Origin of the sequence: Reyranella sp. (assembly GCF_965279625.1) — a bacterium.
Taxonomy (GTDB): domain Bacteria; phylum Pseudomonadota; class Alphaproteobacteria; order Reyranellales; family Reyranellaceae; genus Reyranella.
The window spans coordinates 4,438,440-4,459,380 of sequence record NZ_OZ257251.1 but is presented as its reverse complement, the minus strand read 5'-3'; the positions used below and the strand labels follow the sequence as shown (position 1 = coordinate 4,459,380).

The following is a 20,941-nucleotide window of genomic DNA, read 5'->3' as shown; positions in this document are numbered from 1 at the left end:
GCCTGTCGCACCGGCGCGCGGGCTGGCATGGAATTCGCTGCACCGGCGTATGCTCTCGCCGGTTCCAGAGTCGCTCGTTCGGTTCGTCAACGTTCGCAAGAGCTATGACGGCACGGTCGACGCCGTCCGTGCGCTCAACCTCGAGGTCGCCCGCAGCGAGTTTCTGACGCTGCTGGGCCCGTCGGGATCGGGCAAGACGACCACGCTCACCATGCTTGCCGGCTTCGAGCGGCCCACCGAGGGCCGCATCTTCGTCGACGGCGAGGACATCACCGACGTGCCGGTCGAGAAGCGCGGCATCGGCATGGTGTTTCAGAACTACGCGCTGTTTCCGAACATGACGGTGGCGGAGAACATCGCGTTCCCGCTGCGCGTCCGTGGCGTATCTCGAGCCGAGATGACGTCGAAGGTCGCGCGGGCGCTGTCGATGGTCAGGCTCGACGGCTTTGGCGATCGCAAGCCGCAGCAGCTTTCCGGTGGCCAGCAGCAACGCGTCGCGGTCGCCCGCGCCCTCGTCTTCGAACCCCGCCTGATCCTGCTCGATGAACCGCTGGGCGCGCTCGACCGGCAACTGCGCGAACAGATGCAATACGAATTGAAGCATCTACACCAGCGGCTGGACGTCACCATGGTGTACGTCACGCACGACCAGGTCGAGGCGATGACCATGTCCGACCGGGTCGCGGTGTTCAGCACCGGCGCCTTGCGCCAGGTCGACGAGCCGCGCCGCCTCTACGAGGCGCCGGCCTCTCTGTTCGTCGCTCGCTTCCTCGGCGAGAGCAACGCGCTTCCCGCGACCGTGCGGCAGCACGCCGACGCCCGTTGCGCGGCCACGCTCGCGACCGGCGAGACTGTGACGGCAGTGATGCCCGTGCCCTGCGCCCCGGGTTCGGCGGTGCATCTGGTCGTGCGGCCGGAGAAGATCCTGCTCGGCAAGGCGGCGCAGGCGTCGCCCAACCGTTTTGCCGCCCGCATCGCGGAGGTGACGTTTCTCGGAGACCAGACGCGGCTGCGGCTCGTGGCCTTCGGCGCCGATGACTTCATCGTGAAACTCGCCAACACCGCCGGCCAGGACTCGTTTGCTCCCGGCACGGAGATCGACATCGGCTGGCAGGCGGAGGATTGCCGTGCCCTCGCAGAGTGACGCGCGGGCGGAATGGCGGCCGCGCCACGGCGCCTACTGGCTTATCATCCTGCCGGCTCTTGCGATGCTGGGCATTCTCTATCTGGTGCCGCTCGCGGACGTTCTCGTCACCAGCGTCATGGATCCCAAGCCCGGTCTCGACAATTACGGGCTGCTCTTCACCAGCACGTCGGTCCAGAAGACCCTGCTGACGACGCTCCGCGTCGCCGCGCTCACCACGTTCATCGCCCTGCTGCTGGGCTACGCGGTGGCCTACGCGATGCGGGCCGCCAGCACCGGCCAGCAGCGCCTCATGCTGTTCTGCGTCCTCCTGCCGTTCTGGATATCGGTGCTCGTGCGTTCCTTTGCCTGGATCGCGCTGCTCGGCAGCCGCGGGCCGGTGAATGCCGGATTGATGGCATGGGGCATCATCGACGAGCCGTTGGCGCTGGTCCGCAACGAGACCGGCGTGCTGATCGGCATGGTCCACGTCATGCTGCCCTATGCGGTGCTGACGCTCTACGCCAACATGCGCGGCATCGACGTGCGGCTAGTCGCAGCCGCACGCAGCCTCGGCGCCAGCCGGTTCCAGGCGTTCCGCATGGTGTTCCTGCCGCTCACCCGGCCCGGCCTGATCGGCGCCGGCACGCTGGTCTTCATCCTGTCGCTCGGCTTCTACGTCACGCCGGCGCTGCTGGGCGGCGGCAAGGTGCTGATGATCGCGGAATATGTCGCCGTGCAGATCAACGACACGCTGCGATGGGGGCTGGGCACCATGCTTGCCGCGACGCTGATGCTGTCCGTGCTCGCCGCGCTGTGGGCCCTCTCCCGCGTCCTCGACGTCAAGCGGCTGTTCGGCGCGTGAGGGGCCCCTCGTGAACAGGCATCACGCGACCGGAATCGTGACGGCCTTCGCCTGGATGGTGCTGGGTTTCCTCGCCTTGCCCGCCTTCGCCGTCGTCCCGATCTCCTTTACCGACACGCGCTATCTCGCCATGCCGGACGAGCATTGGTCGCTGCAGCACTGGCGCGCCTTCCTGTCGAGCGGCGAGTGGCATGACAGCATCTGGCAAAGCCTCTGGATCGCCTCGGTGTCGACCCTGGGCGCCGTCGTGGCCGGCACGCTGTGCGCCATCGGCTGCTGGCGCGTGTCATCCCGCTGGTCGGAACGCGTCCGCACCGCGATGATCCTGCCCATGGCGGTGCCGACGATTGTCTACGCCTTGGGCATCTACCGGCTCTATGTCGATCTCGACCTCGTCGGATCCGCGATCGGCATCGTCTTCGCGCACACGGTCACCGGCCTTCCCTATGTCGTGCTGACCGTCTCGGCCTCGCTCGCCAATATCGATCCGAGGCTCGAGCAGGCGGCGCGCGGGCTCGGCGCTTCCGTCTGGCAGACCTTGCGCTGGGTGATCGTTCCGAACGTCGTCCCCGGCATCCTGTCGGGCGCGATATTTGCTTTCATCCATTCGTGGGATGAGTTGATCGTCGTGATCTTCATCGGGGGCCGGGCCTTCTTCACCCTGCCGCGTCGCATGTGGGACGGCATCAACGACAATCTCGACCCCGTCATCGCCGTGGTGGCGACGGGCATGATCCTGTTCACGCTGCTCGTTCTCAGTGCAGAGATCGCCTTGAGGGCCCGACGATCGAGGAGCTAGGAGGTCAATGATGTCCGACGTGCGTGATCGTCAGAGCGATATCGAACGGTTCGTCCAGAACACCGAAGGCAAGGTCTACTCCCGGCGCGTCTTCTTCGGCATGTGCGCCGCCCTCGGCATCGCGCCGGCCGCGGCGCGCCTCAGTCCGGCGATGGCCGACCAGAAGGAACTCGTCCTGGTCAACTGGGGTGGCGATGCGGTGCGCGGGATGAAGGCGTCCTTCGTCGATCCCTATCTGAAGAAGTTTCCCGACCGCAAGGTCGCGATCGACGGCACCGGTCCCTCCACGAGCCGCATCCGCCTGATGGTCCAGAGCGGCAGGGTCACGTGGGACATCATGGACCGCAATCTGCACACCGCGCTGGAGATCGGCCCGGAAAACATGCTCGAGAAGATCGACTACTCGATCGTCGACAGGAGCAAGGTGCGTCCGGAGCATGCGGTCGAATGGGGGATCGGAAATTATCTCTACGCCATGGTGCTGACCTACAATACCAAGAAGTGGGGCGGCGAGGTCCCGACGAGCTGGAAGGATGTCTGGGACTTCAAGAAATTCCCCGGCAAGCGAGCGTTCCGCCGCGAACCCGACGCGGTGCTGGAAGCGGCGCTGATGGCCGACGGCGTGCCCTTCGACAAGATCTACCCGATCGACATGAAGCGCGCCCTCGACATGCACAAGAAGATGAAGGAGCACGCGATCTACTACACGGTCATCGCCGACGGACAGAACGCGTTCCGCAACGGCGAGGTCCATCTGGGGCAGCTCCTCAACACGCGTGCCTGGCCGCTGAAGCTCGATACCAAAGGCGTCTGCGACTGGACCTGGAACGAGGGCGTGTCGTGGGGGGCCTGCTGGATGGTGCCCAAGGGCGCTCAGGGCGGAAAGGCCATCTGGGAGTTCATCGCCATGACCCAGGATCCCCAGGCGCAGGCCGAGCTTCTGAAGTCCAACGGCTACGGCCCGGTCAATCCCGAGGCCTACAAGTTCCTCGATGCCGACTGGAACAAGGTCAATCCGGGCGCGCCTGAGAACTATGCGAAGATGCTGCCGGGCGGCATCGAATGGTACGCCAAGAATGCGACGGCGGCCCGCCAGCAACTCATCGATGCGCTCTCGAGCTGAGGACGAACCGACATGACCGATATCCAGTCAGCCACGCCCGCGCCGCTCCCGGCTCCGAAGCTCGGACGCTGGGCCAATGCCAACGAACTGCCGGTGATCGACTTCGCACCGCTGGGCCGCGCCAACGAGGAGGCCAAGGAGCGGCTCGCCCGCGAGGTCCACGATGCCTGCCGCGACGTGGGCTTCCTGACGATCGTCAATCACCCGGTGCCGCCCGAGAAGATCCGAGAGATCTTCCGCCAGTCCAAGCGCTTCTTCGCTCTGCCGCTCGAGGCCAAGATGAAGGCCTACATGGGCAACTCCAACCTGTTCCGCGGCTACCTGCCGATGGACCAGCCCGGCAAGCAGAATGCCTATCGCGGCGCCGCCATCGAGGGCTTCCAGCCTCACCTCGACCCGTCGCGCATGAAGGCGCGCAAGCCCCACAAGAACGAAGCCTTCCAGGTCTCGATCGAACTGCCGGACGACGATCCGGATGTCGTCTCGGGCAAGCCGCTGCATGGTGGCAATCTGTGGCCCGACGACCTGCCGGGCTTCCGGGACGCGGTGCTGGACTATCACGCCACCATGACCGACTTCGCCGCCCTGCTGGCCTCGGTGTTCGCGCGCGGGCTCGACCTGCCGGACGGATACTTCGCGCAGTACTACAAGAAGCCGCTGATCCAGGTCCGATTGCTCCACTATCTCCCGCAGGACACCCAGGCCGCTCTCGAGGGCGGCGACAGCCGCGCCCATCAGGATGCCGGCGGCTTCACGATGCTGCAGCAGGACGATGTCGGCGGCCTCGAGATCAAGAGCAAGTCCGGGGAATGGCTGATCGTGCCGCCGGTCGAGAACAGCTTCATCGTCAACATCGGCGATTCGATGCGGATGTGGACGAACAACCGGTTCGCCTCGACGCTCCATCGCGTCGTCAACCACTATGGCCGCGAGCGCTACTCGGTCGGCGTGTTTGCCAATCCCGACTACGACACCGTCATCCGTCCGCTGCCGACCTGTGTCGACGCCGAACATCCGCCGACCTTCGACAGCATGAAGGCCGGCGAGGCGCTGTTGTACCTCTACAGCCGGGTCTGGCCCTCCAAGGGCGAGCCGGACAAGGTTTCCTCCTACTAAGCGTCCCGTCATAGGGGCTTGCGGCGGCGGCAGCGCGTGTCAGGCTGCCGGCATGACCCGAAAGAAGATCCTCGTGGCCGGGGCCACCGGCCTCGTCGGCCATGCCGCAATGAAGCACTTCGCTGCCGTCGAGGGCTGCGAAGTCGTAGCTGTCTCGCGGCGTAAGCCAGACGAGACCCACGGGGCGCGCTGGCTGCCGCTCGATCTCACCGACAGGGCAGCCTGCGAGGCGGTGGCGCCGGAATTCGCGGGCATCACGCACCTCGTCTATGCCGCCCTCTACGAACGGCCCGGGCTGGTCGCGGGGTGGCAGGAAGAAGAACAGATCCGCACCAACGACCTGATGCTGCGCAATCTGATGGCCCCGCTCGAACGGGCGGCGCCGGGGTTGCGGCATGTAGCGTTGCTGCAGGGGACCAAGGCCTACGGCGTGCATGTCCGTCCGCTTGCCGTGCCGGCGAGGGAGAACCGTTCGGAGATGCACGAGCAGCCGAACTTCTACTGGAACCAGGAGCGCTTCCTTCGCGAACGCCAGGCGGGCAAGGGCTGGAGCTGGTCGATCCTACGGCCCGTCCTGATCGTGGGTGATTCGGTGGGCAGCGCGATGAACGTCATTCCGGCGCTGGGGGTCTATGCCGCCTTCATGCGCAAAGCCGGCAAGACAAAGCTCGACTATCCGGGCGGGGTCGGCCGCGTGGCGCAGGCGGTCGATGCCGACCTCCTGGCCCGCGCCATCGCCTGGTCGGGCGAGGCCGGGACGGCTCGAAACGAGATCTTCAACGTCACCAACGGCGACGTCTTCGTGTGGCCCAATGTCTGGCCGGCCATCGCCGACGCGCTGGGCTTCGAGCCGGGCGCCCATGTGCCCCTGGCGCTCGACCGCGATATCCGGCCGCGCGAAGGCGAATGGGCCGAAATCCGCGCCGCCTACAGGCTGAAGTCGGGCACCCTGCGGGACTTCGTCGGCCTGTCGTTTGAATATGCCGACTACACGATGGGCTACGGCCGCACGGAGCCGGGACCGGCGGCGCTGGTCTCGACCATCAAGCTGATGCAGGCCGACTTCACCGAGGTCATGGATACCGAGGCGATGTTCCGCAAATGCTTTGCCGAAATGCAGGAAAAAGGGCTGCTACCGCGTCCCTGAGGGCGCGCTTCGGGACCTAGCCTGACTGTCGTCAAATTGTCATATGCGCCCCTCACTTTCCCGGCCACTCTGAAGGTGATGGAGGGCTTGGCATGGAGAGCGAACGGGACCGCAAGGCGCTGGAGGACCGCGTCCGCCGGGAGCTGGCCGACAGTATCGACGAGGATCTCGAGCTCGAACTGGGCGACGAAATGCTGGCCCGCCTGCCCGAGCATGGCGATGCCGACCTGCCGCAGCAGGAAGGCATCAACCGGAAATTCTATTTCACCGAGCTGCTGCGGCTGCAGCGCGAGCTGATCAAGCTGCAGGACTGGGTGATCGCCCAGAAGCTCAAGGTCGTCGTCCTGTTCGAGGGTCGCGACGCCGCGGGCAAGGGGGGCGTGATCAAGCGCGTCACCCAGCGGCTGAACCCGCGCGTCTGCCGCACCGTCGCCCTTTCGGCGCCGTCCGAGCGCGAGCGCACCCAGTGGTACTTCCAGCGCTATGTCAGCCACCTGCCGGCGGGCGGCGAAATCGTGCTGTTCGACCGCAGCTGGTATAATCGGGCCGGCGTCGAGCGGGTCATGGGCTTCTGCAAGGAAAGCGACGTCCGGGACTTCTTCGAGACGGTGCCCGAGTTCGAGCGCATGCTCGTGCGCTCCGGCATCATCCTGCTCAAATACTGGTTCTCGATCAGCGACGAGGAGCAGAACATGCGCTTCCTGATGCGCATCCACGACCCCATGAAGCAGTGGAAGCTCTCCCCCATGGACCTGGAATCCCGGCGGCGCTGGGAGGAGTACACCAAGGCCAAGGAGGAAATGCTGGCCCGGACGCACATTCCGGAGGCGCCGTGGTGGGTGGTCGAGGGCAACAACAAGCGCCGCGCGCGCCTCAATTGCATTCACCACCTTCTGCAGCAAGTGCCCTATAAGGAAGTCGAACACCAACCGATCGTCCTGCCCAAGCGCGAACACAAGCCCGACTACGCGCGCACGCCGGTCGCTCCCGAACTCTATGTCCCGGCGGTCTACTGATGGATTTCTTCAGGCGTTTCACGTTCCTCGTCTGCGCTCCGGCCTTCGATGCCGACGATCTCGAAGGCCACAGGCTGGGCGAGATCACGGTTTCCATCGAGAAGATGGGCTTCCAGGTCGTGCGGGCCCGGCGCATCGAGGATGCCGAGATGGTGGTGCAGACCGACGCCGCCATCGGCTGCATGGTCGTGGACTGGGGCAAGAAGGGTCTCGACGGCAAGGCTGCGGCGATGATCAACATGATGCGGCGGCGCGGGCTGGAGATGCCGATCGTGATCCTGGTGCGCCGCAAGCGGCTGCAGGACATCCCGGTCGAACTCATGGACTTTATCGACGGCTACATCTTCCTCTCCGAAGAGACGCCGGAGTTCATCGCCAAGAACCTGGTGAGCCGCCTCAAACAATACGCCGAAACGCTGAAGACGCCGTTCTTCGGCGAGCTGGTCGACTATGCCGAGGAAGGCAACCAGCTCTGGACCTGCCCCGGCCACAATGGTGGCATCTTCTACAACAGGAGCCCGATCGGCCGGATCTTCGTCGAGCATCTGGGCGAGGCGGTCTTCCGCGACGATCTCGACAATTCCGTGCTCGACCTCGGAGACCTGCTGGTCCACGAGGGCCCGGCACTGAAGGCGCAGAAGGAAGCCGCCGTCATCTTCGGCGCGGAGAAGACCTACTTCGTGCTGAACGGCACCTCGTCGTCGAACAAGATCGTGCTGCAGGCGCTGGTCGCGGAGGGCGATCTCGTCCTGTTCGACCGCAACAACCACAAGGCCGCCCATCATGGCGCGCTGTTCCTGGGCAACGGCATTCCCATCTATCTCGAGACCGACCGCAACGCCCACGGGTTGATCGGGCCAATCTTCCACGAGGCGCTCGACGAGACCGCCATTCGCGAGAAGATCCGCACCAACCCGCTGGTCCAGGACAAGGAGGCGTGGAAGCGCGAGCGGCCGTTCCGCGTTGCCGTCATCGAGCAATGCACCTACGACGGCACGATCAACGACGCGCGCCTGATCGTCGAGAAGATCGGCCATCTCTGCGACTACATCCTGTTCGACGAGGCATGGGCGGGCTTCATGAAGTTCCATCCGCTCTATGCCGGCCGCTTCGCCATGGGCCTGACCAATCTCGGGCCGGACAGTCCCGGCATCATCGCCACCCAGTCGGCGCACAAGCAGCTCGCCAGCTTCAGCCAGGCCTCGCAGATTCACGTCAAGGATCGCCATATCAAGGGCCAGCGCCGCCGCATCGAGCATCGCCGCTTCAACGAATTCTTCATGCTGCACGCCTCGACCTCGCCCTTCTACCCGATCTTCGCCTCGCTCGACGTCGGCGCGCAGATGATGAAGGGGCGTTCAGGCGAGGTGTTGTGGGACGACACCATCCGGCTGGGCATCGAGATCCGCAAGAAGATGCGCGCCATCCGCCGCGAATTCGAGGACAAGGAGCGCGACTTGGCGCGCCGCTGGTTCTTCGAGCCCTTCGTGCCCAATCGCGTCACGGTGGGCGGCCGCGAGCAGGCCTGGGAGGATGTGCCGACCGACGACCTCGCCGTCGACGCGCGCTATTGGGAGCTGGCGCCCGATGCGCCCTGGCATGGCTTCAAGCACGTGGCGCCGGGCTATGCGATCACCGATCCCAACAAGCTGATCGTGCTGACTCCGGGATTCGATCGCGAGACCGGGCACTATGCCGGGCACGGCATCCCCGCGCCCGTGGTCGCGCAGTATCTGCGCGAGAACCAGATTGTCCCGGAAAAGAACGACCTCAACTCGCTGCTGTTCCTGATGACACCCGGAGTCGAATCGAGCAAGGCCGGCACCTTGCTGAGCGCGTTCGTGATCTTCAAGCGGCTGCACGACGAGAACGCACGCTTGGAAGACGTCATCGCCGAGTTCGTGCGCAAGCGGCCGGCCCGCTATGCCGGCATGCGGCTGCGCGATCTCTGCGCCGAAATGCACGCCTTCTTCCGCGAGAGCAACGTCAGCCTGATGCAGCGTGCGCAGTTCATGCCCGAGCACCTGCCCGAGCCGGCGATGCCCCCGCACGAGGCGGTCCGTCAGCTGGTGCGCAACAATGTCGACTATGTGCCGATCGAAGAGGCGGTCGGCCGAATCGCCACCACCATGTTCGTGGTCTATCCGCCCGGTATCGCCAGCATCGTGCCCGGCGAGAGGCTCGACGAACGGGCTAAGCCGATGCTCGACTACCTGCTCATGTTCCAGAAGAGCGCCAACCTGTTCCCCGGCTTCGACGTCGAGATCCAGGGCATCTATCGCGAGATCGACAAGGAAGGCCGCGTGCGCTTCTACACCTACGTGGTGCGCGAGTAGGCGATCTCGACCGGCGGCGTGCTGGCGCCCGCGCCGATGGCGCGCTGCATCAGCACGCTGTCGGCCCACTTGCCGTACTTGAAACCGACGCCCTCGAGCAGGCCGACGCGGCGGAAGCCGTGGGTCTCGTGCAGGCTGAGCGACGCGACGTTGTCGGCGTCGATATAAGCGAACATCTGGCGATAGCCGGTGCCGGCGCAGGCCTCGATGAGCGCCGGAAGGAGCAGGCGGCCGATCCCGGTGGAGACATGGTCGGGATGGACGTAGATCGAATGCTTCACGGCATAGCGGTAGGCCGGGCGCTTGCGGAACGGGACCGCATAGGCATAGCCCACGATCACGCCGTCGCGCTCCGCGGCGAGGTGCGGCAGCCGGCGCCGCAGCATGTTCTTGCGCCGCCGCTTGATGTCGTCGGACTGGGTCGGCTCGATATCGACGTCGCCAACGCCGCGCGTGATGTGGTGCGTGTAGATCGCAATCATGGCCGGCACGTCGCTTTCGGTCGACGGCCTCACCACGACCACACCCCTCGGCTTGTCGAGCACGGACTCGCTCGTCACTGACATCCCCCGATCCTCCTCTGAGACGCCCGGATCAAACACGCCTCCATGACCGTTTCATGTCAGCAAAAAAATGGGGGCCCGGAGAGTTTTCACTCTCCAGGCCCCCAGACGCCCCCTCTAAACTCGCTGGCCGCCGCGGCGATCTCTCGAACCGCGCCCCGTCCATGCACGCGAAGATACGGGCCGGCGGGCCATCGGCACAGGGGGCGCTTGGTATCAATTGTTATGGCTTCGTAACCGTCCGGAAAAACTCGCCCGCACGTGATCGGCCAGATCGCGCGCCGCGGGGCCGAGGCCGGGCGGCGCATAGAGGTTGATGCGGAACTCCGGCAGCGGCGGCAGCTTCGCCTCGCGGCCGAGGATCACGAAGCGCTCGGGGACCGAGGAGCGCAGCAGCGGCGCCACCGCAAGGCCGGCCTCCAGCACGGCATAGACCGGCTCCAGCCGGCTCACCTCGCAGACCGCGCGCCAGTCGCGCCGCGCCTTGCCCAGCGCCTCGACCGCGATGGGACGGAAGACGCAGGTCGGCGCGCCGAGCGAGACCGGGAGCGGATCCTTGAGATGGGCGTCGCCGTCGGCCGCCCCGACCCAGACGAGCCGGTCGGTGCGCAAGGTCTCGCCGTGACGGCCGCACTCCATCTCGGTCGTCATGGCGAGATCGACGCCGCCCGACGTCAACTCCTCGCGGATCACACGCGAATCCTCGCAGACCAGGCTGACCCGGACGCGCGGCTGCGCCTTGGCGAAGCGCCGCAGGATCGCCGGCACGAAGCTGCCGATGATGTCGTAAGGAACACCGAAGCGGACCTCACCCTCGAACTGCGGCGCGCGCATCGACGACCAGACCTCGTCGTTCATCGCCACCAGGCGTCGCGCCTGTTCGAGCAGCCGCTCGCCGGCCGGCGCCAGCACCAGCCCGCGCCCCTGGCGGTTGAAGAGCCGGCAGTCGAGCGCCTCCTCCAGCCGCTTGATCTGCTGGCTGGCGGCGGCCTGGCTCATGCCCAGCGCCGCTGCCGCCCGCGTGACGCCGCCCGCTTCGACGACGGTCAGAAAGGCGCGCACCAGCGCCAAATCGAGGTCCTTGCGCATGGGCATATATAAGCACTTCCGAACGTTCCTATCCAAAACATTCGTTTTTGTTATCTGTTCGCGTCCCTTAGCGTATCGCCATGACCACGAAGATTTCAGGCCTCTGGCTGCCGCTCATCACGCCGTTCAAGGACGGCGCCATCGACTTCGCGAGCTACGACCGGCTGGTGAATCATTACATCGCCAAAGGCGTCGACGGGCTGCTGCCGCTCGGCACAACCGGCGAATCGCCGGCGCTCGACGAGGACGAGATCGCGGCCGTGATCGAGCGCACCCTGGCCGTTGCCGACGGCCGCGTGCCGGTCTTTGCCGGTGTCGGAGGCAACGCCACGGCCAAGGTCGAGAAGGAGCTGAAGCGCCTCCGTCACCTGCCGATCGCCGGCATCCTCTCGGTGTGCCCCTACTACAACCGGCCGAGCCAGGACGGGCTGATCGCGCACTTCCGCCGCATCGCCGCGGCCACCGACCGCGACGTCGTGATCTACAACATCCCCTATCGCACGGCGGTCAATCTATCCAACGACTCGCTGCTCGAACTGGCGGAGGTGCCGAACATCGTCGGCGTGAAGGACAGTTCGGGCAGCATCGAGCAGTCGCTGGAGCTGCTGCGGCGCAAGCCGGCGGACTTCGCCGTGCTGACCGGTGAGGATGCGCTGTTCTTCACCATGAGGGCCAATGGCGCGGAGGGCGGCATCCTGGCCGCGAGCCATCTCGTGACGGAAGGCTTCGTCGAGGTCGAGCGCTGCTTCCGCGCCAACGATCTCGCCGGTGCGCGGGCCGCCTGGGCGCCGCTCGCCAGCTTCGTGCCGCTGCTGTTCGCCGAAGCCAATCCGATGCCGATCAAGCATCTCCTGTGGCGTCAGGGGCTGATCGCGTCGCCCGAATGCCGCCTGCCGCTCACGAAGATCTCCGACGGGCTGGCCCGCCGGCTCGACGCGGTGTTCGACCCGACGAAGGCGGCGGCCTAGCCGCGCGCCTTCAGCAGATCGCGGATCTCCGTCAGCAGCTCCTGCTCCTTGGTCGGCGGCGCGGGCGGCGGCGGCGCGCTCTCCTCCTGCTTGATCACGCGGTTCATGCCCTTGATCACCATGAACAGGACCCAGGCGATGATCAGGAAGTTCACCGTCACCGTCAGGAACGTGCCGTAGCCCAGCGTCGCGCCGGCCTTCTTGGCGGCATCGTAGGTCGCGGCCTGGCTGGCCGCCGGGGTGAGGCCGATGAAGTAGTTGGTGAAGTCGAGACCGCCGGCGATGCGGCCGATGATCGGCATGATGATGTCACCGACCAGCGAGTCGATGATCTTGCTGAAAGCGGCGCCGATGATCACGCCGATGGCGAGATCCACGACGTTGCCGCGCATCGCGAATTTCTTGAACTCCTGAAGCATGCCTCTTCTCCCCCTTGTCGTCGTCAGGTCACGCGCAGCCAGACCAGCAAAGCAGAAACCGTGACCACCGAGAAGGCCGTCGACAGGAGAACGGACGCGGTATTCTGCTCGACCGACACATCGAACTGCTTGGCCAGCACGAAGGCGTTGGCAGCCGTTGGCAGCGCGGCCATCAGCAGCGCCACCTTGCCCGCAATCGAATCGAGGGGCACGAAGAAAGGCAGGATCACCAGCGCCGCCAATGGCTGCAGCAGCAGCTTGATCAGGGTGGCGAGGCCCGCCTCGGCGAGACCGCTCTTGATCGACTTGTCCGACAGGAACAGGCCGATGGCGAACAGCGCGCAGGGCGCCGCCGCGGCGCCCATGAGGTCGAGCCATTTCTCGAACGGTACGGGGATCGGCAGGCCGCCCCAGGAGGCCAGGATCCCCAACGCGATCGAAACCGGCAGCGGGTTGCGGGCCACGTTGAAGGCAGCGCGCAGGAAGGTCCGCACCGGACCGTGCCCGGCCGCGACCTCGAGCTCGATCAGCATGACGCCGAACACCATGGAGACGACGGCCGTCACGATCACCGTGAGCATGGCCGGCGGCAGACCCTGCTCGCCGAAAGCCGCGAGACAGAGCGGGACGCCCATGTAGCCGACATTGCCCCAGGAGGCCGCAATTCCCTGCAGGCTCATGGCCGCCAGACCGCCCCGCGAAACGAGCCGCGTGGTGATCATGCCGACGATAAAGGTCGCGACCACGGCAATGCCGAAGCCCGCCATGAGGCTGGGATCCAGAACGGCCGTCACCGGCGTACGCGCCAGGGTCCCGAAGAACAGGACCGGCAGGGCGAAGTAACTCACGAAGGCGTTGAGCGCCGTGGTCGCCTCTGGCCCCAGGATGCGCCAGCGGCCAGCCAGATAGCCCGCCAGAATGACGCCGAAGATCGGAAAGGCGACGTTGAAGATGGCCTGCACAGGCTTTCCGATTGCAGTTGCTCTAACTCATTAAGAATTTGACATAAATACCACAAATCACATAGCATTTTGCAGATACAGCGAGGCCGCACCCGTCCCCTCACCGCAAGCGGCCCGGGAGAATTTCATGCGTCTTTTGATCGCCAGCATGGCCGCCCTGGCTGCGGTCGCCTTTGCCGCCCCGTCCTTCGCGCAGGACGAAACCATGCCTGCGCCGACCACCACCCCCACCGCCAAGCCGAAGACGGCCACGACTGCCTCCTGCAACAAGATCAAGAGCAGCTCGCAGCGCAGTGCCTGCCTGAAGAAGGTGCAGGTCGCGAAGGCGCCGTCGAAGAAGACGAAGAAGACCACCACCACGCCGGCCGCTCCGAAGTCGCCCGACGTCGGCCAGCTCCCGCCGGCCTCTGCGCCGGCGCCGACCGCCGCCGCGCCCTCGTCCGGTCCGGTCAGCGTTCCGCCGCTGCCCTCCAAGACGATCTGATTTAGCGCGCCTCCGCCAGGAACCGCGCTAATCTCCGCTCTCCCCAACCCCGGGAGAGCGACATGGCCCATTCGGCCAACCTGATCACGACAGACGATCTCGCACGCCAGCTCGGCGCCCCTGCCCTGCGCGTGTTTGACTGCACCACCTACCTGAAGCCCGGACCCGACGGCCGCTACATCGCCGAAAGCGGGCGCGCCAACTACGACACGGGTCACATTCCCGGCGCGGCCTATCTCGACCTTCAGGCCGACCTTTCCGACACGACCTCACCGCTTCGCTTCACCCTGCCGTCGCTTGAGGACCTCACCCGGGCCTTCGCGGCCAAGGGCGTCGGCCACGGGACCTTCGTGGTCCTCTACAGCCATGCGTCGCCGGTCTGGGCGACCCGCATCTGGTGGATGCTGCGCGCCGTCGGCTTCGACGAGGTTGCGATCCTCGATGGCGGCCTCGACAAGTGGAAGGCGGAAGGCCGCCCGCTGTCGACCGAGCCCGTCACCCATCCGCCGGCAACGCTGTCGCTGCGCGGCCGGCGGGAGATCTTCGTCGGCAAGGACGCGATCAAGGGCGCGATCGGCGATCCCTCGACGCTGACCCTCAACGCCCTGAGCCACGACCAGCACAGCGGCACCGGCGGCGTGGTCTATGGCCGCGCCGGCCGCATCGCCGGCTCATCCTGCGTCCCGGCCGCCAGCCTGTTCGGGCCGGACAAGTCCCTGAAGCCGATCGCCGAGCTGCGTGCCGCGTTCGAGAGCGTCGGCGCCGCCCCGGACAAGCGCGTGCTGGTCTATTGCGGCGGCGGCATAGCCGCCACGCTGGACGCTTTCGTCCTCACCGCCCTCTTGGGTCACAGGAACGTCTCGGTGTACGACAATTCCATGCAGGAATGGGCAAACGACCCCGCCCTGCCCATGGAAACCGGCTGACGAGGGAGGAAGACGTGACGGCCTATATCATCGTCGAGATCGACACCAAGGACGAAGAGTTGATGAACGAGTACCGCAAGCACACGCCGGGCCTCGTCGCCAAGTTCGGCGGCAAGTTCATCGTGCGCGGCGGCCACTGCACCAGCCTGGAAGGCGGCTGGACGCCGGCACGCGTCGTCGTGCTCGAATTCCCCGACCGCGCCAAGGCCGAGCGCTTCTATCATTCCGAGGAATACAAGCCCGTCCTCGCGATGCGCCTGAAGGCGGGTCATTCCAAGGCGATCCTGATCGACGGCCATCATGGCTGAGCGACAGGGGGCTGAAGCTGCCGCCTGCAGGGCGGTCGGCACCCTCTACAATGCGCTGATGACGGCACTGGTCCTCGGCCTCGTCTCCCGACGCGGCAGCGACACGGCGCGTGAATACATCTTCCGCCATTTCCGCCGGCAGCACCTTGAGAAGTTCAAGCCGGGCCTCCAGAAGCTCGGCCTCGCGGGCGAGAAGGATGCACCGGCCTGCGCCCTCTACCACTATCACTCCAACGCGCTGGGCGGCGTGAAGACCGGTTACCTGCGCGAGAGCGACACGAAGGCGTGGGTGCGCTACCCGCCGCCGCGCTGGATGTGGAAGGGCACCGCGATCGCCGCCGTGCCGCACGAAGTGTCGGCGGCCTTCCTGCACGGCTGGCATGGCCACAACGGCGTCTCGCTGAACAACCCCGGCCTCGGCTTCGTCTGCACCGGCATGACGGTCGACGGCAAGCCGGGCCTCGAAGGCTACTATTACGATTACGGCCGCCCCCTGAAGGAGGAGGAGCGCGTACGCTTCGCCTACGACGAGGAGATGCCGCGCATCGACTGGAAGACGCAGCCGAAGCTCGCGACGGAGAACTGGCCCGAGGAGCGCCGCCTGCGCACCTACCGCTCCTACGCGATGGGTTACGTGCAGACCATGCTGCCGGTGCTGCAGGACCTTCTAGGCCCGCAGGACGCCCAGCTCGAGATGGGCCGCGTGGCGCGTCTGGTGGGGCTGCAGTTCCACGAGGAGACCGCGCGCGAGATCGACCTGCCGACGGATGTCGAAACCGGCGATCTCGACAGCGCCCGCCTGTTCGCCCGCTGGCTGACGACGATTCTTGCGGCCGAGGGCGAGCAGGTCTCGGCGGAGGAGAAAGACGGCGCAGTCGTGGTTCGCATGGAAGGCTGGAAACTGGCCCGCGAGCTTCAGCTCGCCGATCCGCTGGCCGGCTTCGATGCCTGGAACGAGCTGTGGCTCGGCGCCGCCGGCGCGCACGACCGCTTCCTCAAGCTTGAGACGAGTCGCAGCTACGGCGAGAAGGGTTGGCAGGCGGCCTGGCGGATCGCGCCGAGATAGCCCACCGGCAACGAGCGCCCGGCGATACGCTCGCCGAGCACCGTGAGCTCCACCCAGCACGCTTCGCGATGTTCAGGACTGAGGGCAATCGTGCCCTCGGTCACCAGCGTGCAGGCATAGGCGACGATCCGCACGAAACGCTGCGGCAGAACCTCGAACAGATGCTCGTCGATGAGGGCGCCGACTTCGACGGCTAGCCCCGTCTCCTCGCGCACCTCTCGCACCAGCGCCGCCCGATGATCTTCGCCAGCATCGGGACGCCCGCCGGGCAGGTCCCACTCGTCGCGCTCGTTGAGAAGTAGAAGCACGCGACTATCGTGAAGCAACACGCCTTTGATCGAGAGGGGATGGTGGCTCATGATCAGTAAGGTTGTCTTGTTAGCCATCGACGATACAGCAACGCGCGATCCGCCACCTGATCTCGGGCGCATCGCGCCGGCACATCGTATTTGTCCGTTCCCTGTCCGGGCTGGATGCGAGCGAACTCGCAGTCCTTACGTTGCTCCCAGGCTTCATGTGCCTGCCTCAAAGCCGGAACGACTGGCTCATATGCGACGCCCGTCTGCTTATTGCCTCCCTCCGCATCCCACGCCGAATAGCGCGTGATGAGCGTGGCAAGGGCAGCTTCCATAAGCCTGGACCAGACTTCGGCTTCTGCGGACGCGCAATACATTTGCTTGTTCGATTGGTACGTATCCTCGGAGGTCTGATCGCAGTTGCGCGTTTCGATGCCGATGCACTGGCGCGTGATGTCTACGCCTGTTTGCAGCAGAGCCTTCTCGGCCGCTTCGATGCAGTTCACGATCGACTGTTCACTGGCCTTGTAGTCACGCGCCTCGCGCGCACCAGCGGGCATCGCAGCGAACATTCCAACTGCCACCCAGAGCCATCGCATTCCTTCAGCCCTCCCCCGGCAGCCGATCATACAACCTCGACACGAGAAATGCCGCGGATAGCTCGAACCCCGTCCTTTGCTTTCCCCCTCCCGGCCTCCCCCGTTTGACGGGGAAGGTGAAGAGTTTGGTGCTCCGCCTGCGCGAACCAAAAGAAAAGGCCGGGGATCGCTCCCCGGCCTTTCCAACTTGTCTGAGAAGACTGGACTTAGAAGTCCATGCCGCCCATGCCGCCGTCGCCACCCGGCGGCATCATCGGGGCCTTCTTCTCCGGCTTCTCGGCGATCATGGCTTCCGTCGTGACCAGCAGACCGGCCACCGAAGCGGCGTCCTGCAGGGCCGTACGAACGACCTTCACCGGATCGATGATGCCGGACTTGATCATGTCGACATAGTCGCCCTTCTGGGCGTCGAAGCCGAAGTTCGTGTCCTTCTGCTCGAGCATCTTGCCCGCCACGACGGCGCCGTCGTAGCCGGCGTTCTCGGCGATCTGGCGGACGGGCGCCTGCAGCGCACGACGCACGATCTCGATGCCGACCTTCTGGTCGTCGTTGGAGGTGCGGACCTTGTCCAGCGCGCGGATCGCGTAGAGCAGGGCCGAACCGCCGCCGGCGACAACACCCTCTTCCACCGCAGCCTTGGTGGCGTGCATGGCGTCGTCAACGCGGTCCTTCTTTTCCTTCACTTCGACTTCGGTGGCGCCGCCGACCTTGATGATCGCGACACCGCCGGCGAGCTTGGCCAGGCGCTCCTGGAGCTTCTCGCGGTCGTAGTCCGAAGTGGTCTCCTCGATCTGCGCGCGGATCTGGCTGATGCGGGCCTGGAGGTCCGCCTTCTTGCCCGAGCCGTCGACGATCGTGGTGTTTTCCTTCTCGACGATGACCTTCTTGGCCTTGCCGAGCATGTCGAGCGTGACGTTCTCGAGCTTGATGCCGAGGTCCTCGGAGATCAGCTGGCCACCGCACAGGATCGCCATGTCCTCGAGCATCGCCTTGCGACGGTCACCGAAGCCCGGCGCCTTGACAGCGGCGATCTTCAGGCCACCACGCAGCTTGTTCACGACCAGGGTCGCCAGGGCCTCGCCCTCGACGTCCTCGGCGATGATCAGCAGCGGCTTGCCCGACTGCACGACCGCCTCGAGCACCGGCAGCATCGCCTGCAGGCCCGACAGCTTCTTCTCGAACAGCAGGATGTACGGCGAGTCGAGCTCGGCGATCATCTTGTCGGCGTTGGTGATGAAGTACGGCGAGAGATAGCCGCGGTCGAACTGCATGCCCTCGACGACGTCCAGCTCGGTGTCGAGGCTCTTGGCCTCTTCCACCGTGATGACGCCCTCGTTGCCGACCTTCTTCATGGCTTCGGCGATCATCTTGCCGATCGACTTGTCGCCGTTGGCCGAGATGGTGCCGACCTGGGCGACTTCGTCCGTGCCCGTGATCTTCTTGGCGCGCGCCTTGATGTCCTCGACGGCCGCCTCGACCGCGAGGTCGATGCCGCGCTTGAGGTCCATCGGGTTCATGCCGGCCGCGACCGACTTCACGCCTTCGCGCACGATCGCCTGGGCGAGAACGGTCGCCGTCGTCGTGCCGTCGCCGGCGATGTCGTTGGTCTTCGAGGCCACTTCGCGCACCATCTGGGCGCCCATGTTCTCGAACTTGTCGGCGAGCTCGATCTCCTTGGCGACGGTGACGCCGTCCTTGGTGATGCGCGGTGCGCCGAACGACTTGTCGATGACAACGTTACGGCCCTTCGGGCCCAGCGTCACCTTGACGGCGTTGGCGAGAATGTCGACGCCGCGCAGCATGCGCTCGCGTGCGTCGGCGCTAAAGCGGACTTCCTTGGCTGCCATTTTCTATTCCTCTCGAATGTCGTTTTGGTTTTCAGTGATGCCGAGCGAAGCTCAGGCGGCCTTCTTCATCGAGGCGGAACCCTCGATGATGCCCATGATGTCGGATTCCTTCATGATCAGAAGATCCTGGCCATCGAGCTTGATCTCGGTGCCCGACCACTTGCCGAACAGGATGCGGTCGCCCTTCTTGACGTCGAGCGGGACCAGGTTGCCCTTCTCGTCGCGGGCGCCCGGACCAACGGCGACGATCTCGCCTTCCATCGGCTTTTCCTTGGCGGTGTCGGGAATGATGATCCCGCCCTTGGTCTTGCCTTCTTCCTCGACGCGCTTGACCACGACCCGGTCGTGAAGCGGACGGAACTTCATGGTTCTTCCTCCAGTGAATGATTGACCCTGCGCGACCGAACGGCCGCGGTGAATGTAGTGCTATCAGCACTCTCAGAGAGTGAGTGCCAATGGCGCACGGGATTTAGGGTTGTCGGGTGCCTGAGTCAAGACAGGCCACGAAAGGTTCCCAAACCAGGTTCGCACTGGCAGCAATCAGGCAGGACTGCTGCTAACTATTTGATCTGGAACGATTTTTGCTGATTTTCCGAGAGCGGTGCGTGACTATTCTTCCACGCGCACCAAGTCAAGGAGGGTCTAAATGGATCGTAGTTTTGTTGCGCAGCTCAACGATTACCGCATCACGACCGCCGAAATCCTCTACTGGATGCCCGATCACCAGCATGTCCTGCAGAGTTTCCTCTGGCAGAACCTCGATCTGGCCCCTCGTTTCCCCGCCCTTACCAAGTTCCTCGATTTCTGGGACCGCAATCTCGACGGCAAGCTGCACAAGGTGACCGTCGCCAACACGCAGCTGATCAAACCTGCCGAATTTCGCCTCTCCTGCGGGCTATACACGCTGCATTGAGCGACAGGCGGCGTCGTATTCGGTGGCGGTGCGCTCGACCAGCGCCGCCACCGACGGCACGTCCGCCACGCCCGAAACCGAATGGCCGGCGCTCCAGATGTCCTTCCAGCGCTTGGCGTCCGGCCGTTCGCGCTCGGCCGCGTTGATGTCCTTGGAAATATCGATCTTGCCGCGCGCCGGCAGGTTGTCCGGATCGAGGCCGGCCACGGCGATCGACGGGCGCAGCATGTTGGTCTCCAGTCCGGTGAAGGCGCGCGTGAGCAGCACGTCGTCGAGGCGACTCGACACCAGCATCTGCTTGTAGCCGTCCTTGGCCAGGCTCTCGCGCGTGGCGATGAACTTGGTGCCCATATAGGCAAGGTCGCAGCCCAAGGCCTGGGCAGCCGCGACGGCGTGACCGTCGGCCATGCCGCCCGCCATCACCACGATTCCGTCCCAGAATGCCCGGACCGCCCGCACGAAGGCGAAGGGATTGGCCCAGCCGGTCTGGCCGCCAGCGCCGGCCGTCAGCAGCACCAGCCCATCGACGCCCGCCGCCACCGCCTTCTCGGCATGACGCACCGAGGCCACGTCGGCCAACACGAGGCAGCCCGCATCCTTGAGCGGCTTCATCACCGGCTCGGGGGAGCCGACCGACGTGATCACGATCTCCGCCTTGTGACGCAGCACGGCGGCGAGATCCTCCAGCACGCGCGGGTTGGAGCGATGCACGATTAGGTTTGGACACCAGGGCGCAGGCGCGCGGCCCTCGGTATCGGCGGCGCGCTTGGCATCGTCTGCCATGCCGGCCAGCCAGGCATCGAGTTCCTCGACGGTGCGGCAGTTGGCGGTCGGGAAGGAGCCCACGACGCCGGCACGGCAGGCGGCCGTCACGAGGGCCGGGCCGGAGACGAGAAACATCGGCGCCGCGATCAGCGGCAGGCGGAGGCGGTCGCGCAGGGAGGCGGGCAAGGACATGGCCCGAGCTTAGCTCAGC

23 protein-coding genes are annotated in these 20,941 nt (G+C 65.5%); 14 read left to right on the top strand and 9 right to left on the bottom strand.

What is annotated here, in order from left to right; translation table 11 throughout:
• Positions 1–49 precede the first annotated feature (49 nt).
• The 8 genes from ACQY78_RS21695 to ACQY78_RS21660 all read left to right on the top strand — a co-directional run bounded on the left by ACQY78_RS21695 (position 50) and on the right by ACQY78_RS21660 (position 9,525).
• On the top strand, positions 50–1,144 hold the full coding sequence (locus ACQY78_RS21695; protein ID WP_428678568.1) for an ABC transporter ATP-binding protein: 1,095 nt from the start codon (positions 50–52) through the stop codon (positions 1,142–1,144).
• Positions 1,128–1,988 carry an ABC transporter permease gene (locus tag ACQY78_RS21690; protein WP_428678565.1) on the top strand — a complete coding sequence of 287 codons (861 nt, stop codon included), beginning with the start codon at positions 1,128–1,130 and terminating at the stop codon, positions 1,986–1,988. The genes ACQY78_RS21695 and ACQY78_RS21690 overlap by 17 nt, the downstream gene beginning before the upstream one ends.
• Positions 1,989–1,998: 10 nt before the next feature.
• A complete protein-coding gene (locus ACQY78_RS21685; RefSeq protein WP_428678562.1) occupies positions 1,999–2,787 on the top strand; it encodes an ABC transporter permease in 789 nt (262 codons plus the stop codon).
• Positions 2,788–2,797: 10 nt separating this feature from the next.
• The gene (locus ACQY78_RS21680; protein WP_428678559.1) at positions 2,798–3,910 is read left to right on the top strand and encodes an extracellular solute-binding protein; all 1,113 of its coding nucleotides are present in this window, start codon (positions 2,798–2,800) and stop codon (positions 3,908–3,910) included.
• Positions 3,911–3,922: 12 nt separating this feature from the next.
• Positions 3,923–5,026 (top strand): isopenicillin N synthase family dioxygenase, encoded by a 1,104-nt coding sequence (locus tag ACQY78_RS21675; protein WP_428678556.1) that lies wholly within the window; start codon positions 3,923–3,925, stop codon positions 5,024–5,026.
• Positions 5,027–5,078: 52 nt separating this feature from the next.
• Positions 5,079–6,173, top strand: coding sequence for an NAD-dependent epimerase/dehydratase family protein (locus ACQY78_RS21670; RefSeq protein WP_428678554.1), 1,095 nt, complete (start codon positions 5,079–5,081; stop codon positions 6,171–6,173).
• 92 nt (positions 6,174–6,265) lie between these two features.
• Positions 6,266–7,189 (top strand): polyphosphate kinase 2, encoded by a 924-nt coding sequence (ppk2, locus tag ACQY78_RS21665; RefSeq protein WP_428678551.1) that lies wholly within the window; start codon positions 6,266–6,268, stop codon positions 7,187–7,189.
• Positions 7,189–9,525, top strand: coding sequence for an Orn/Lys/Arg decarboxylase N-terminal domain-containing protein (locus tag ACQY78_RS21660; protein ID WP_428678549.1), 2,337 nt, complete (start codon positions 7,189–7,191; stop codon positions 9,523–9,525). Before ppk2 ends, ACQY78_RS21660 begins: the two co-directional genes overlap by 1 nt.
• Here ACQY78_RS21660 and ACQY78_RS21655 read toward each other — a convergent pair.
• Complete coding sequence (locus ACQY78_RS21655) at positions 9,507–10,091, bottom strand: N-acetyltransferase family protein (RefSeq protein WP_428678546.1); 585 nt, start codon at positions 10,089–10,091, stop codon at positions 9,507–9,509. The genes ACQY78_RS21660 and ACQY78_RS21655 overlap by 19 nt on opposite strands.
• Before the next feature lie 213 nt (positions 10,092–10,304).
• Positions 10,305–11,183, bottom strand: coding sequence for a LysR family transcriptional regulator (locus tag ACQY78_RS21650; protein WP_428678543.1), 879 nt, complete (start codon positions 11,181–11,183; stop codon positions 10,305–10,307).
• Between the two features lie 74 nt (positions 11,184–11,257).
• Here ACQY78_RS21650 and dapA point away from each other — a divergent pair, with 74 nt between their 5' ends.
• Positions 11,258–12,145 (top strand): 4-hydroxy-tetrahydrodipicolinate synthase, encoded by an 888-nt coding sequence (gene dapA, locus ACQY78_RS21645; protein WP_428678540.1) that lies wholly within the window; start codon positions 11,258–11,260, stop codon positions 12,143–12,145.
• On the opposite strand, the gene mscL is transcribed toward dapA, so the two are convergent.
• On the bottom strand, positions 12,142–12,564 hold the full coding sequence (mscL, locus tag ACQY78_RS21640) for a large conductance mechanosensitive channel protein MscL (protein WP_422034094.1): 423 nt from the start codon (positions 12,562–12,564) through the stop codon (positions 12,142–12,144). The two genes, dapA and mscL, sit on opposite strands and share 4 nt — an antisense overlap.
• Positions 12,565–12,587: 23 nt before the next feature.
• Positions 12,588–13,526: an AEC family transporter gene (locus ACQY78_RS21635; RefSeq protein ID WP_428678535.1), complete on the bottom strand. Its 939-nt coding sequence runs from the start codon at positions 13,524–13,526 to the stop codon at positions 12,588–12,590.
• 127 nt (positions 13,527–13,653) lie between these two features.
• Between ACQY78_RS21635 and ACQY78_RS21630 the strand changes: the two genes are divergently transcribed.
• The 4 genes from ACQY78_RS21630 to ACQY78_RS21615 all read left to right on the top strand — a co-directional run bounded on the left by ACQY78_RS21630 (position 13,654) and on the right by ACQY78_RS21615 (position 16,310).
• Positions 13,654–14,010: a hypothetical protein gene (locus tag ACQY78_RS21630; protein WP_422034092.1), complete on the top strand. Its 357-nt coding sequence runs from the start codon at positions 13,654–13,656 to the stop codon at positions 14,008–14,010.
• 62 nt (positions 14,011–14,072) lie between these two features.
• A complete protein-coding gene (locus ACQY78_RS21625; protein WP_428678532.1) occupies positions 14,073–14,936 on the top strand; it encodes a sulfurtransferase in 864 nt (287 codons plus the stop codon).
• Positions 14,937–14,950: 14 nt separating this feature from the next.
• A complete protein-coding gene (locus ACQY78_RS21620) occupies positions 14,951–15,244 on the top strand; it encodes a DUF1330 domain-containing protein (protein ID WP_428678530.1) in 294 nt (97 codons plus the stop codon).
• The gene (locus tag ACQY78_RS21615; RefSeq protein ID WP_428678527.1) at positions 15,237–16,310 is read left to right on the top strand and encodes a hypothetical protein; all 1,074 of its coding nucleotides are present in this window, start codon (positions 15,237–15,239) and stop codon (positions 16,308–16,310) included. The genes ACQY78_RS21620 and ACQY78_RS21615 overlap by 8 nt, the downstream gene beginning before the upstream one ends.
• On the opposite strand, the gene ACQY78_RS21610 is transcribed toward ACQY78_RS21615, so the two are convergent.
• The 4 genes from ACQY78_RS21610 to groES form a co-directional block, all read right to left on the bottom strand.
• Entirely contained in the window at positions 16,262–16,669 is a 408-nt protein-coding gene (locus ACQY78_RS21610) for an NUDIX hydrolase (RefSeq protein WP_428686460.1), read from the bottom strand. The genes ACQY78_RS21615 and ACQY78_RS21610 overlap by 49 nt on opposite strands.
• Before the next feature lie 2 nt (positions 16,670–16,671).
• Positions 16,672–17,178, bottom strand: a complete 507-nt coding sequence (locus ACQY78_RS21605; RefSeq protein WP_428678524.1) for a lysozyme inhibitor LprI family protein — start codon at positions 17,176–17,178, stop codon at positions 16,672–16,674.
• 233 nt (positions 17,179–17,411) lie between these two features.
• The gene (groL, locus tag ACQY78_RS21600; RefSeq protein ID WP_422034087.1) at positions 17,412–19,052 is read right to left on the bottom strand and encodes a chaperonin GroEL; all 1,641 of its coding nucleotides are present in this window, start codon (positions 19,050–19,052) and stop codon (positions 17,412–17,414) included.
• A 51-nt stretch (positions 19,053–19,103) separates the two neighbouring features.
• Positions 19,104–19,418, bottom strand: coding sequence for a co-chaperone GroES (gene groES, locus ACQY78_RS21595; RefSeq protein ID WP_298311058.1), 315 nt, complete (start codon positions 19,416–19,418; stop codon positions 19,104–19,106).
• A gap of 280 nt (positions 19,419–19,698) precedes the next feature.
• On the opposite strand from groES, the gene ACQY78_RS21590 reads away from it, so the two are divergent.
• Complete coding sequence (locus tag ACQY78_RS21590; RefSeq protein ID WP_428678520.1) at positions 19,699–19,965, top strand: usg protein; 267 nt, start codon at positions 19,699–19,701, stop codon at positions 19,963–19,965.
• On the opposite strand, the gene ACQY78_RS21585 is transcribed toward ACQY78_RS21590, so the two are convergent.
• Positions 19,948–20,922 (bottom strand): NAD(P)H-dependent flavin oxidoreductase, encoded by a 975-nt coding sequence (locus tag ACQY78_RS21585; protein WP_428678518.1) that lies wholly within the window; start codon positions 20,920–20,922, stop codon positions 19,948–19,950. The genes ACQY78_RS21590 and ACQY78_RS21585 overlap by 18 nt on opposite strands.
• Positions 20,923–20,941 lie beyond the last annotated feature (19 nt).